This is a genomic window from Kitasatospora sp. NPDC057940 (genome assembly GCF_042887425.1).
In the GTDB taxonomy this organism is placed as follows: domain Bacteria; phylum Actinomycetota; class Actinomycetes; order Streptomycetales; family Streptomycetaceae; genus Kitasatospora.
In genome coordinates, this window is the sequence record NZ_JBHVPH010000003.1 from 317,328 (window position 1) to 330,048 (window position 12,721).

The 12,721-nt window shown below is 73.8% G+C and carries 11 protein-coding genes; 10 read left to right on the top strand and 1 reads right to left on the bottom strand.

Going from position 1 to position 12,721, the window contains the following annotated elements:
* The first annotated feature begins 58 nt into the window (after positions 1–58).
* The 9 genes from ACFVTF_RS07275 to ACFVTF_RS07315 all read left to right on the top strand — a co-directional run bounded on the left by ACFVTF_RS07275 (position 59) and on the right by ACFVTF_RS07315 (position 11,261).
* The gene (locus ACFVTF_RS07275; RefSeq protein ID WP_387810282.1) at positions 59–958 is read left to right on the top strand and encodes a phytanoyl-CoA dioxygenase family protein; all 900 of its coding nucleotides are present in this window, start codon (positions 59–61) and stop codon (positions 956–958) included.
* Between the two features lie 2 nt (positions 959–960).
* A complete protein-coding gene (locus ACFVTF_RS07280) occupies positions 961–2,349 on the top strand; it encodes a cytochrome P450 (protein ID WP_387810285.1) in 1,389 nt (462 codons plus the stop codon).
* On the top strand, positions 2,346–4,169 hold the full coding sequence (locus ACFVTF_RS07285; protein ID WP_387810288.1) for a non-ribosomal peptide synthetase: 1,824 nt from the start codon (positions 2,346–2,348) through the stop codon (positions 4,167–4,169). Before ACFVTF_RS07280 ends, ACFVTF_RS07285 begins: the two co-directional genes overlap by 4 nt.
* On the top strand, positions 4,166–4,900 hold the full coding sequence (locus ACFVTF_RS07290; RefSeq protein WP_387810291.1) for a DUF6875 domain-containing protein: 735 nt from the start codon (positions 4,166–4,168) through the stop codon (positions 4,898–4,900). Before ACFVTF_RS07285 ends, ACFVTF_RS07290 begins: the two co-directional genes overlap by 4 nt.
* The gene (locus tag ACFVTF_RS07295) at positions 4,897–5,133 is read left to right on the top strand and encodes an MbtH family NRPS accessory protein (protein ID WP_331744107.1); all 237 of its coding nucleotides are present in this window, start codon (positions 4,897–4,899) and stop codon (positions 5,131–5,133) included. The genes ACFVTF_RS07290 and ACFVTF_RS07295 overlap by 4 nt, the downstream gene beginning before the upstream one ends.
* Positions 5,130–6,407, top strand: coding sequence for an ATP-grasp domain-containing protein (locus ACFVTF_RS07300; protein WP_387810295.1), 1,278 nt, complete (start codon positions 5,130–5,132; stop codon positions 6,405–6,407). The genes ACFVTF_RS07295 and ACFVTF_RS07300 overlap by 4 nt, the downstream gene beginning before the upstream one ends.
* 133 nt (positions 6,408–6,540) lie before the next feature.
* Positions 6,541–7,839, top strand: a complete 1,299-nt coding sequence (locus ACFVTF_RS07305) for an MFS transporter (RefSeq protein ID WP_371523101.1) — start codon at positions 6,541–6,543, stop codon at positions 7,837–7,839.
* A gap of 456 nt (positions 7,840–8,295) precedes the next feature.
* Positions 8,296–8,430, top strand: a complete 135-nt coding sequence (locus tag ACFVTF_RS07310) for a hypothetical protein (protein WP_331744114.1) — start codon at positions 8,296–8,298, stop codon at positions 8,428–8,430.
* Positions 8,427–11,261, top strand: coding sequence for a hypothetical protein (locus ACFVTF_RS07315; protein WP_387810298.1), 2,835 nt, complete (start codon positions 8,427–8,429; stop codon positions 11,259–11,261). Before ACFVTF_RS07310 ends, ACFVTF_RS07315 begins: the two co-directional genes overlap by 4 nt.
* 122 nt (positions 11,262–11,383) lie before the next feature.
* Here the strand turns inward: ACFVTF_RS07315 and ACFVTF_RS07320 are convergent, their stop codons facing one another.
* The gene (locus tag ACFVTF_RS07320) at positions 11,384–11,923 is read right to left on the bottom strand and encodes a hypothetical protein (protein WP_363619742.1); all 540 of its coding nucleotides are present in this window, start codon (positions 11,921–11,923) and stop codon (positions 11,384–11,386) included.
* A 364-nt stretch (positions 11,924–12,287) separates the two neighbouring features.
* On the opposite strand from ACFVTF_RS07320, the gene ACFVTF_RS07325 reads away from it, so the two are divergent.
* Positions 12,288–12,710, top strand: a complete 423-nt coding sequence (locus ACFVTF_RS07325) for a DUF6325 family protein (RefSeq protein ID WP_387810301.1) — start codon at positions 12,288–12,290, stop codon at positions 12,708–12,710.
* The last annotated feature ends 11 nt before the right edge of the window (positions 12,711–12,721 follow it).

Sequence of the window (12,721 nt, forward strand, 5' to 3'; positions counted from 1 at the left end):
CGCAGCCGCGCCACCCCAGCCACACCCACCAGACACATCCGACACAAGGGGAAAAGTCATGGACGAAGAGCAGAAGTACCTGTTCGACCTGCGCGGCTACCTGGTCCTGGAGGACATCCTCTCCGCGCAGGAACTCGCCTCCGTCAACGCCGCCCTCGACGGCCACGGCCTGTGGGACGGCGAGAACAAGCTCGACTACCCGCTGCTCAAGCGGTACAACCCGTTCATCGCCAACGCCGGCCCGCTCCACACCACCCCGCGCCCGGTGCGCGACCTGATCAGCCACCAGAAGGTGCTGCCGCACCTGGAGGAGGTGCTCGGCCCCGACCTGCGCTACGACGAGGGCCAGGTGCTCTACGCCCGCAAGGGCGCCGGAGCGCTGATCCTGCACAACGGCAACACCCCGTGGGAGTACCCCCCGCTGACCTACCAGGTCCGCGACGGCCGGATCTACGGCGGACACCTGATCGTCGCGTTCTGCCTCACCGACGCCCTCGCCGACCAGGGCGGCTTCGCGGTGGTCCCCGGCAGCCACAAGTCGGCCTTCGAGATCCCGGAGGACTTCCAGACCTGGCAGAAGGTCGGCGACTGGGTCTCCCGCGTCCCGGTCAGGGCCGGCTCGGTGGTCCTCTTCGCGGACACCGCCACCCACGGCAGCTGGCCCTGGGCCGCCGACTTCGAACGCCGGGTCGTCTTCTGCCGCTACACCGCGGGCATGGTGCAGCACACCGCTCCCGCGCCCGTGCCCGAGGACCTCCCGGGCGAGGAGTGGACCCCGGTCGAACGCCGGCTGCTCCGCCCGCCGTTCGCCTGGCACTTCCACGACCGGGGCAGGGGCTACACGGAGCAGCAGCGCACCTCCGTGCGCACCGCCGAGGGCTGGACGATGAACGACCACTCCCAGCAGATCATCACGCTCGCGGAGGACGCGGAGAAGTCCGCCGAGGGGCGGGGCTAGCCATGGCGAGCATCACCGTGAGTTCGGTCGGCTACGAGGAGTTCGACCAGCAGCTCGGCAGCGACCCCCTGGGGCTGATGACGCGGCTGCGCGACGAGGGGACGGTCAGCGCCGTCCCGCTGGACGACGGCACCCGGCTGATCGTCGCGGCGGAGCCCGCCGTCGCCGCCGCGGCCCTCGCCCACGGCACCCGCAACCACCGCGGGCTGCTGCGCGAACTGGTGGGCAGCGGACTGTTCGTGGTCGCCTCCGGGGAGCAGTGGCGCCACCGCCGCGCCCTGCTGCGCCCGATGTTCTCGGCCCGGGCCGTGGCGGAGCTGCACACCCTGGTGCTGGAGAGCGCGGAGGACTTCGTGCGCCGTCGGCTGCTGCCCGCGGCGGGCCGCGAGTTCGACCTCGGACACACCCTCCAGCAGCTGAGCATCGAGATCATCCTCCGGCTCGTGGACCCGGAGCTGACCGGCGCCGAACTGGCGTCCCTGGCCTCGACGGTGGACACGGCCGTCCACTACCTGGACCGGCGGCTGTTCGCCCCGGAGACCGTCACCGACGCGGACGGCGAGGCGTTCGCCCGGGACAGGGCGGTGCTGGAGGAGTTCATCGCGCACCGGGCGGCCCAGGTGCCGGCCGCGGCCGAAGGGGTCCTGCCGTCGCTCGTCGCCGCCCTGCACCAGCGGGGGGACACGCCCGGCGAGCGTCCCGAGGACGTGCTGCGCGAGGAACTGATGTCGATCTTCGTGGCCGGCGTGGAGACCATGGGCACCCTGCTCACCTGGACCTTCCACAACCTGGCCGGCTCGCCCCCGGCCCTGGCCCGCACCCTCGACGAGGTCCGCTCCACCGACCTCGGCGCCCTGCGCGCCGCGCCGTCGATCCCCCAGGGGACCTTGCCGTACACCCTGGCGGTGGTCGAGGAATCCCTGCGGCTGCACCCGCCCGCGTGGGCGCTCTTCCGCCGCATCGACACCCCCGTCGAAGCGGCCGGCGTCCGGCTGGAGCCCGGCGACCTCGTCCTGGCCAGCACCTACGCCATCCACCGCGCCCCGGCCCTGTGGGAGGCACCCGAGGAGTTCCGTCCGGACCGCTTCCTGGGCCGGCGCCCGCCCGTCCAGCAGTACTTCCCCTTCGGGGCGGGCCCCCACCAGTGCCTGGGGCGGCAGTTCTCGCTGCTGGAGGCGCAGCTCGCCACCGCCACGATCCTCGCGCACGGCCGGTTCACCCTGCTGGGCGACCGGGCCGCGACCGGACTCCGGCCGGCCATCGCCCTGACCCCGGACCCCAGCCCGCGCGCCGTGTTCACCCCGCACCCCGGCTCCGACACCGACAGCGACACCGGCACCACGGCCATCGGTCTCGGCACCGCCCGCAAGCACCCCACGGGGGCACGATGACGACCGCGCCGCACGCCCGGATCGAGCAGTGCTTCACCGCCGTCGCCGAGGCGTTCCCCGAGCGCGTGGCGTTGGCCGACCGGTACGGCGAGATCCGCTACGGGGAGCTCCTGACGCGGGCCCGCACCGCGGCGGCGTCGCTCCGGGCGAAGGGCGTCGACTCCGGTACCGCCGTGCTGATCGTCGGGCACGGCGACCACCGGACCGTCCTCGCCATGCTGGCCGTCCTGATGGCGGGCGGCTGCTACGTCCCGGTGGACCCCCGGTACCCGGCGGACCGCGTCCGGCTGATGGCCGACACGACCCGGGCGGCCCTGGCCCTGCACGCCGACCGCCCTCTGGCGGCGGACCTGGGCATCCCCGTGCACGACATCGCCTCCCTCCTCGCGGAGCGGACCACCACGGCGGTGCCGTCCGCGCCGGCCGGCCCCGACGACCTGGCCTACGTCATGTTCACCTCCGGCACCACGGGAGCCCCCAAGGCCGTGGGCGTCACCCACCGGGGGGTCACCGGGCTGGCGCTCGGGGCGGAGTCCCTGCGGCTGGGCCCCGGCGACGGCGTGCTCCTGCACTCCACCCTCGCCTTCGACGCGTCCACGTTCGAGATCTGGTCCCCGCTGCTGGCCGGGGCCCGGATCACGGCCGCGGACCGCCACCCCCTCGCCCTCCACGAACTGGCCGCCCTGCTGGCCCGGCCGCAGATCACCACGGCCTGGCTGACGGCCCCGCTGTTCCGCCTCATGGCCACCCACCACGGCCCGGCGCTGGGCACCCTGCGCACCCTCGTCACCGGCGGTGACACCGTCCCGGCCGGCACCGCGCGCTCCTTCACCGCCGCCCACCCCGCCACCCGGCTGGTCAACGGCTACGGCCCGACCGAGAACACCACCTTCAGCACGCTGGGGGACGCCGCCGCGTGGGACCGCGAGCACTCCGCCGCGTTCCCGATCGGCGCCGCCATCGCGGGAACGACGTGCCACGTCCTCGACGAACGGCTGCGGCCCGTCGCCCCGGGCGCGGTGGGCGAGCTCTACCTCGGCGGCCCCCGGCTCGCCCGCGGCTACCTGCACGACCCGGCCGCGACCGCCGCGCGGTTCGTCGCCGACCCCTTCTCCGCCCGGCCCGGTGCCCGCATGTACCGCACCGGTGACCGCGTACGGCACCTTCCCGACGGCGCCCTGGACTTCCTCGGGCGCGCCGACGACGAGGTGAAGGTCAGGGGCTTCCGCACCGATCCGGCGGAGGCGGCGGCGGTCCTCGCCGCCGACCCCGCCGTCGACGACGCCGTGGTCCTCGCCGGCACCGGTCCCGACGGCGCCGTCCTGACCGCCTTCCTCACTCCCGCGTCCGTCGACACCGACGCGGTGCGCCGGGGCGCGTGGCAGCGGGCACCGCGCCATCTGGTGGCCGAGCGGATCATCGCGGTCGACGCCCTTCCGCTGGGGCCCACCGGCAAGGTGGACCGCGCCGCCCTCGCCCGCCTCGCGGACGACACGGACGACACGGCCGCCCGGACGCACAACGCGCACGACACCGCCGCCCGGACGCACGACACCGCCGCCCCGGGCCACCCCGCACTCGCCGCGGCCTGGGAGTCCCAGACGGGCCACCGCCCGCTGCCCGACTCCGACTTCTTCGCCGACGGCGGCACCTCCCTGGGCCTGATGCGCCTGGTCGAACAGGTGCGCACCCAGCTCGGACCGACCCTCGACTTCGCCCAGCTCTACGCCGCTCCCACGTACGCCGACCTGTGCCGGCTGACCGCCCCGAGCACCACCCCGGCACCCCCCGGCGACCGAGCCCAGGAGGCCGTCGCATGACGCAGGTGATGCAGGATCAGGACAATGATCTGGCCAGAATGGACGGCCTGTGGATCCGGGTGATCGAACCCCAGTCACCCGCCCGGCACGCCCGGGACTTCGCCCAGGTCCACACCTGGCTGCGCCAGTACATCAGCCGGCCCCACGACGAGATCGGCCGCACCGGGCCGGTCTGCCCCTTCATCCCGCCCGCCCTCAGCGGCAAGGACGCCCAGTTCAGCTTCCGCTACGACATCACCGGGAAGGACGAGCGGCAGCTGCGCGAGGCCCTGGAGGCGGAGATGTCCACGTTCGCCCTCGGCACCGAGCGCAGCCGCACGCACACCGGGGCCTCCCTCGACTGCCGCATCGTGGTGCTCCCGGCCACCGGGCCGGAGGGCTGGAAGGTCCTCGACGAGGCGTACGAAGACCTGAAGAACAACGCGGTCGCCCATGGCCTGATGGTCGGTCAGTTCCACCCCCACTGCGACGAACGGGCCGTGCGCAACCCGCTCTTCCCCGTCTCCGTGGCCCCCGTCGGCCTGTTCGCCATCCGCCGGATGGCGCCCCACGATGTGCTCTTCTTGTACAAGCACCGCGCCTGGTTCAGGATTTACGATCAGAACTTCCGCGCCCACTACGAACGGGGCCGCGTACGCGACCCGCTCCTGCGCGAGTTGTACACGACCGCTGTGGAACGTCACGGCCTGCCCGAGCTCGCCCCGAAGGCAAAGGAGAACGACGCGCCGTGACCGAGGACCAGTACCGCATCGTCGTCAACCACGAGGAGCAGTACTCGATCTGGCCCACCTACCACGACGTCCCCCAGGGGTGGCGGACGGTGGGCGAGCCCGCGTCGCGCGAGGACTGCCTGCGCAGGATCGAGGAGGAGTGGGTCGACATGACCCCGAAGTCCGCCCGGCGCGAGGCGGCCCCGGCCGCGACGGCCCCCGCGGGCCCGGCCGGCGCGGCGGGGTCCCCGTGACCGGCACGCTTCCCACGGTCGCCGTCGTCTACGGCAGGGGGTCGGCGGGGCCGGCCGAGATCCTCGGCGCCGCCCGCGGCCTGTGCGACGTGGTCTTCGTCTGCGACCCGGCCGTCCCGGGCGTGGCGCCGCTGCTCGCGGGGATGCGCCGGCGGGCCCGGGTCTGCGAGATCAGCGGACACGACACCGCCGCCGCCGAACTGCTGCGCGAGCACGGCCCGGTGGGCATCGTCACCTTCAGCGAGTACTGCCTCGCCGGCACCGCGCGGCTGGCCGAAGCCCTCGGCCTGCCCTACCACCGGCCGGACACCGTCCGGCTGCTCACCGACAAGGCCGACCAGCGCGCGGCGTTCGCGGCGGCGGGGGTCGACCACACCCCGAGCGTCGTGGTGCGTTCCGCCGCCGAGGTCGACGCCGCCGTGGCCCGCCTGGGCTACCCCGTGGTGCTCAAACCCCGTACCGGGGCGGGCAGCCAGGACACCGTACGGCTGGCGGACGCGGAGCAGCAGCGGCGCGCCCTGGCCGACGTCGGCCTCGCCCCCGGGCCCGGTGACGGGCCGGCGGGCCCGGGCGGCGGCCCGCGTGACTTCGTCGTGGAGAAGTACCTGCCCGGGGACCCTGCGGTGGCCGGACCGGACTGGGGGGACTACGTCTCCGTCGAGGCCGTCGTGCAGCGCGCGGAGGTCACGACCCTCTGCGTCACCGGCAAGTTCGCCCTGGCGGACCCGCTGCGGGAGACCGGGCTGTTCCTGCCCGCCACCCTCACGCCCGCCGTGGAGAAGGACGTCGCCGAGCTCGCGGCGGCCGCGGTCCGGGCGCTCGGCGTGACGACCGGGGTGACCCACACGGAGGTGAAGCTCACCCCGGACGGCCCCCGCGTCATCGAGGTCAACGGCCGCGTCGGCGGGCGCGCGGTGGGCCTGCTGGACCGGGCGCTGGGCATCGATCTGCTCGCCCTCGCCTTCGCGTTGGCCCTGGAGCACGACGTCGGGCCCGTCACGGCCCCCCGGCCGGCGGCGGTGACCTTCGAGTACTTCATCGTGCCGCCGCGCACCGTCGGCACCGTCCGGGCGATCGACGGCGCCGACGCCGTCCGGGCCCTGCCCGGTGTCGGCGAGGTCGACGTGGCGACGGCCCCGGGGCAGCCCGTCGACTGGCGCCACCCCGCACAGCGCCTGGCGTTCGTCCGGGGCGCCGTCGCGACCCATGACGAGCTGCTGCGGCTCATCACGTCCGTCCATGACAGATTCCACCTGGAGTTCGCACCCCAGTGAAGAGAACGTTCCCCACCACAGACCGGCCGCGCACGCCCCGCCGAGGGCGTCGAAGAGCAGGTGCCCCGCAGTGTCCCCCAGTCCTTCATCGTGGAAAAGTGGAACAGCAGAGAGGTAGTCGATGCTCGACAAGGTGCGACAGCCACTGAAACACCGGCCCTTCCGGCGGGTGTGGCTGGGCGAGACCGTCTCCCTGGTGGGGGACTACAGCTTCGAGGTCGCCTTCATCTGGCTGATCCTGAACGAGACCGGATCGACGACCACGCTGGCCACGATCCTGCTCGTCCAGGCCGTCCCCCGGGGCGTGCTGATGCTGGTGGGCGGTGCGGTCACCGACCGGCTGTCCCCGCGCGCCGTCATGTTCTGCTCCCACACGCTCAGGGGGCTCGCCGTCGCCACCCTGGGGCTGATCGCCCTGACGGACCACGTGAGCACGTGGCACCTCTACGCCCTCGGCGCGCTCACCGGCATCGCCGAGGCGTTCTTCTGGCCCGCCGCCGGCAGCATCATCCCCTCCCTCCTGCCGCCCGAGCACCTCGCCCGGGGCAACGCGCTCGTCGGCTTCGGAGAGCAGGGGGCCCGGCTGCTGGGGCCGATCCTGGGCGGCGCCCTGGTGACCGCGGTGGGGACGTCGACCACCATCCTGCTCAACGCCTTCACCTTCTTCTTCGCCGCCCTGACGGTCTTCGGCGCACCCCGCAGACAACCGGCCGACCAGGCGGGCGACCAGGCCTCCGACCAGGCGGGCGAGGCCGACGAGGGCGCCAAGTCGTTCACGGCGATCCGCCGGGAGATCGTCGAAGGGCTCCGCTACGCCGGACGCAGCAGGGAGATCCGCACCGTCCTCCTGCTGATCGGCGCGGCCGCCCTCAGCTACAGCGGCCTCTTCAGCGTGGGCCTGCCCGCGCTGGCCAAGACCTTCCCCCAGGGCTCGCTCGCGCTGGGCGTCCTGCTGTCCGCCTGGGGGCTGGGGCAGCTGATCGGCACCATCGGCGCGGTCTTCACCGGGCTGCCGCGCCGCTGGGGGCTGCTCATCATCGGGATGACGCTCTGCGAGGGGACCGCCTTCGTGCTGCTGGGCTTCCTTCCCAGCGTGTGGAGCGCGGCGGTGGTGCTCACCCTGCTGGGGATCGGCGTCGCGTACTCCAGCGACGTCGCGCTGCCGACGTTCATCCAGACCAGGACCCCGACGGACGTGCTGGGCCGGGTCAGCAGCGTGATGGAACTGCCCCGGGCCACGCTGGAGCCGCTCTCCATCGCAGCCATGGGCCTGCTGGTCGGCTGGGACATACAGTGGGCGTTCGTGCTGGCCGCGATCCCCATGCTGGCCGTCGGCCTCCACCTGGCCCTCGACCGCGAGGCCCGCGCGCTGAGCACCACGGCCTCGGAGGACCATCCGGCGGCGAAGGACCCGGATCCCCTCGTCTTATAGGCCCTGCCCGCCGGTGATGGCCGGCGATCTCGAATGACCGCGCTTTCCGGCTGAAACCCCGAATTTCTCGGACAATGCGACGGAACATCGTTATCGAACCTCATCCGAAACGGGTTCGGCCAGGGCCACCACCGGGCCGGTGGTGGCCCTGGCCAACGGATGCGGCGGCTCGCGGGTTCACGGTCCCGGTCAGAAGATTCGGACAAGGAATTTCCCCTGGTCAGAGGAGTGCGGCAATACCAGAATTGTGAAGTGTGCATGGCATTTGCCCCTTGCTTACTTGATTCGCCCGAATCCCTTCCGTTCCCGGAGCGAATCTGACAGCATCGTCCGCTATCCGGCGACCGAATGTCGGTGATCACTGCGCCGGTGCGCCCACGGGTGTCCGTCCACGGCCGAGATGTGCCTGGACCGGATCAACGGGTGGGCCGGGATGCGACCGGGGGGAGAACCTTGATGCTCGGCTTCGTCGTGCGCCGACCGCGCGGGCGACTGCCGCTGGCGGCTGCCGCCCCGCCGCTGTCGGCCTTCCTCATCGGACGCCGCCGTCGGGACGTGGCCACCCGGCCGCGCCACGTGGAGGAGATGTGACCCCCCAGACCGGCACCACCGTGCCCACCACCGCGCCCGTCCCCGGGCCCCCTCCCGGGACACCCCACCGCCCCGCGCGCTGGGTCCGCACCAGGCTGCGGGCGAATCCGCTGGCCGCGCTGCTCATGGCGGCCCTGGCGTTCGTCGCCGTCTTCCTCGCGGCGGCCTTCCCCCGCGTCGCGGACCGGGGAGCGGACACGGCGCTCCAGGACTTCGTCGCTCAGAAGGGCTTCCACCAGACCAGCCTGCAGACCACGTCCAAGACCCGGGACGACGACAAGGCCGCCGAACTCGACCGGGTGCAGCAACAGCTCACCGAGCTGGTCGGCCGACAGCTGACGCTGGCCCAGCCCGGCCAGGCCTACGGCGCCCGCGCCCTGGGCGACCGCGGCATGGGCAACCCGGAGTACGACCGGTTCGCGGAAAGGAGGACCGACCCGGTCCTCGGCCTGCTCTACCTGCACGACCTGGCCGCCCGGGCCACCCTCACCGACGGCACCTGGCCGACCCCCGCCGCCGCCGGCGCTCCGCTGCCGATCGTGATCAGCAAGAAGGCCGCCGAGAGCATCCACATCAAGCTCGGTGACGTCATCGACAACGGCACCGAGGGTTCGGGCGCCAAGCGGACCACCGTGGTGGTCGGCCTGTACCGGATCAACGACCCCCAGGACCCGTTCTGGGAGGAGCTCGGCTGCCCGGCCCGCGCCTGTCTGAGGGCCGAACCCGAGCACGAGCACTGGATGACCAGCGGATTCGTCGACGGCGACAGCCTGCCCGCGCTGGCCCGCTGGGGTTCGAACGCCGAGAACTTCTGGCGGCTGCCCGTCGACGCCGCCTCGCTGCACGCCGACCGGCTCGACCGCACCCGCGGCATCCTCAGCTCCTTCCAGACCGGGCGCGACGCCACCGCCCTGGCCGACGCGACCCGCCGTACCGACCTGCACACCTCCTCGGGCCTTCCCGAGATCCTCAGCCGGGCGGACGACCGCTACCAGGCCTCGCTGCCGCTCAGCACGATCGGCCCGGCCGCCGTCGCGGGCGTCGCCATCGTGGTGCTGTTCCTGGCCGCCGCCCTCACCACCGACCGGCGCGCCGCCGAGATCAGGCTGCTCCAAGCCCGCGGCGGCTCCCGTGGCGGGGTGCTGCGACGGCTGATCGGCGAGGGTGCCGTCACCGTCCTGCCCGCCGCCGTACTCGCGACGGCCCTCGCCCTGGTACTGCTGCCCACCCCCCGGTGGGACCGCTCGGTGCTGGCGGCCCTCGTCGCGGCCCTGATCGCACTGCTGGCCTTCCCGGCCCGCGCGGCCCTGCTGTGGGCACGCCGGCGGGCGGCCGGCGGCCGGCGCCGCCTGGTCGGCGAACTCGCCGTCCTCGCGGTCACCGCCGCGGCCGTGGCCGAGGTCCGGCACCGGGGCGTCGGCACCGGCTCCGGGCTGGACCCACTGCTGGTGGCCGCCCCGCTCCTGCTCGCCGTCACCGGCGGGCTGCTGCTGGCCCGGGTCGAGCCGGTGGTGGTCGGCTGGCTGGCCGCCCTCGTCGGCCGGGGTCGCGGCCTGATCGGCTTCCTCGGTCTGGCCCGCGCCGCCCGCGACAACTCGGGCCGCCGCCGGCCCTCCGCCCTGCCGCTGCTCGCCCTGGTCATCGCCGTCACCACGACCGGCTTCGGCGCCACCGTGCTCGACACCGTCGATCACTCGCGGACCCGCGCCGCCCGCATCGCCACGGGCGGGGACATCGGCGTCTCCCTCCCGGGCTACGCCACCCTGTCCGAGTCGTTCACCCAGACCGCCGACGCCCTGCCGGGCGTGCGGGCCTCGACCGCGGCCTGGGTCGAGCCCAGCGCCCGCATCGCCGGCGCCGATCAGCGCTTCACTGAGGCCTACCTGGTGATGGTGACCGATCCGGCGGCGTACGCCGAGATCGCCCGGACCCTCGGGGCCGGCGAGTTCGATCCGGCGAAGCTGGCCGGGGCGCCCGGCGGCCGGGACACCCCGGTGCCCGCGCTGGTCAGCCGCGACCTGGCCGAGCGCCTGACCGCAGGGGCGTCCCAGGTGCGCACGCCCAACGGCAACGACCTGCGCCTCGCCGTCACCGGGACGGTCGGCGCCACCCCCGCCCTGCCGGACCCGGGCAAGCCGTTCGTCGTCGTTCCCGCCGGCCCCGCCTGGGAGCGACTGCCCGACGCCAAGCGGGTGAACAAGTGGTTCGCCGTTGGCGAGGTCGACCCCGACGGGGTCAGGGCGGCGCTGCGGAACAACGGCGGGGTCGAGCCGACCGGCCTGGCCAAGATGATCGCGGACGACGCCGCGGCCGTCGGCAAGGCCGTCGGCGGCCTGCCCGCGGGGTACACGGTGCACAGCAGCCGGGAGACCACGGCCGAGCTCGGCAACGACCCGCTGCAGCACGCCGCCGGGCGGCTGTTCTGGTACTCGGGTGCCGCCGGCGCCGGGTTCGCCCTGCTCGCCGTGCTGCTGACGCTGTTCCGGGCCGCACCCGACCGCACGGCCGTGCTCGCCCGGCTGCGCACCATGGGCCTGCGGCCCCGCCAGGGGCTGGCACTGATCGTCGCCGAGGCGCTGCCCCAGACCCTGGCGGCCGCCGTCGGCGGCGGGCTGGTCGCGGTGGCGGCGGTCGCCCTGCTGGGCGGCGCGTTCGACATCTCGACCCTGGTCGGTGCCAGGGTCGGGGAGGTCGTCACCCCCACGCTGATGCCGGTGCTGCTGCCCACCGCGGGCCTGGCCCTGCTGGTCGGCCTCGGGGTGGTGCTGGAGACGCTGGTCGCCGGCCGGCGCCAGATCGCCACCGAACTGCGGGCGGGCGAGCAGTCGTGACACCGCGACGGCGGCCCTCCGCGATCACCGGCTGACCGGCCCCCGACCCCGCGGTCGAGGGAACGCGGGCGCGTCGGACTGCTCCCGGGCTGTCCGACGCGCCACCGCGTTCCGGCCGCGCCTCAGTCCTGGTCCAGCTTGGACAGGGCGTCGGTGATCAGGCGGGTGGCGAAGTCGTGGTCGTCGCCGGACACCCGGTTGACGTGCTCCGCGAGCAGGGTGGCCGTGGCTTCCAGGGGGTTCATCTCGGCGTCCGTCCAGGGCCCGTACTGCGCGCGCCACAGGTTGGGGCTCAGTCCGCTGCCCGCGGCGATCACCAGGCCGGCCATGGTGGGGATGACCTCGGGGCGGAAGGTCCTGGGCATCATCCGCATGGTGGCCACGAGGGTGGGCACCACGTGCTCGATGACGTCCTTGTCGTGCTCCTCGCAGGCCGACCGCAGCCAGTTCATGAACAGGTAGATGAGCGTGCACGCGCCGTCCAGCAGCGCGTTGAACTCTTCGGGGCCCACGGATGCGGCGAACTCGTCGACCAGCCGCTGCTGTTCGGGGTCCGTCCCGGTCCTGCCGTCGTAGACGGCCTTGAGCCGGGAGTCGATCATCATGAGCGCGGTGCTCACATCGCCGACGGCGGCGTATCGGGGGTCACAAGGCGATGACACGGGACTCCTCCTCACACGGCCGCGGCGGGTGCGCGGCGGGTCCGGTCGCAGGGTTCTTCGGCCGGTCGGGTCACCCGCCCGACGGTACCGCTCCCCGTTGCGGCCGGGCGCCCGTTCCCGCCCCTCGCCCACGCCCCGGCGGGCCGCCCGCGCCCACCCGCCCGCGGCGGCATTCCGCAGGTCCCGGTGGTACGGCGGAACGCCGGGGGCGGCGGTGCGGCCCCGGCGATCCGGTTCCACCCGTCAACGGTTCGCCCTCAGAACGTCATCAGTACGGGTGAGCCGTCCGCGCGGTCGCGACGGCGCTCGGGGCGGCGGAGGATGAGGGTACGGGCGGGACGCGATGCGGAAGGGGCGTGACGCCATGGACGTCGGACCGGTCGAGTACGCCGTCATGGCCTTCCCGGGCAACCGGTTCCGGGGGGCGATCCTGCCGGAGCTCAGGCGCCTGACCTCCGAGGGGATCATCCGCATCCTCGACCTCACCTTCATCAAGAGGGACGAGCAGGGCACGGTCCGCGTCCTCGAACTCGATGCCCTGGACAGCGACGAAGCCGCCGGGTTCGCCGAGCTGGACGGCGAGATCATGGGCCTGCTGAGCGACGAGGACCTGGCCAGCGTCTGCGACGAGATCCCGGCGGGGTGCTCGGCGGCGATCATCGTCTGGGAGCACCGCTGGGCCGCGCCGCTGCTGCGGGCACTCGACGACGCGGACGGGATCCTGGTCACGCGCGAGCACGTGCCGCACACCGTGGTGGCGGCCGACCTCGCCGCGATCGGACTCTAGAAGGAGGCTGT

Excerpts from the sequence above, each read along its gene's own strand:
- ACFVTF_RS07310 (WP_331744114.1), top strand. The coding sequence starts at position 8,296 with ATGCTCGGCTTCGTCGTGCGCCGACCGCGCGGGCGACTGCCGCTGGCG.
- ACFVTF_RS07290 (WP_387810291.1), top strand. The coding sequence starts at position 4,166 with ATGACGCAGGTGATGCAGGATCAGGACAATGATCTGGCCAGAATGGAC.
- ACFVTF_RS07275 (WP_387810282.1), top strand. The coding sequence starts at position 59 with ATGGACGAAGAGCAGAAGTACCTGTTCGACCTGCGCGGCTACCTGGTC.
- ACFVTF_RS07285 (WP_387810288.1), top strand. The coding sequence starts at position 2,346 with ATGACGACCGCGCCGCACGCCCGGATCGAGCAGTGCTTCACCGCCGTC.
- ACFVTF_RS07280 (WP_387810285.1), top strand. The coding sequence starts at position 961 with ATGGCGAGCATCACCGTGAGTTCGGTCGGCTACGAGGAGTTCGACCAG.
- ACFVTF_RS07325 (WP_387810301.1), top strand. The coding sequence starts at position 12,288 with ATGGACGTCGGACCGGTCGAGTACGCCGTCATGGCCTTCCCGGGCAAC.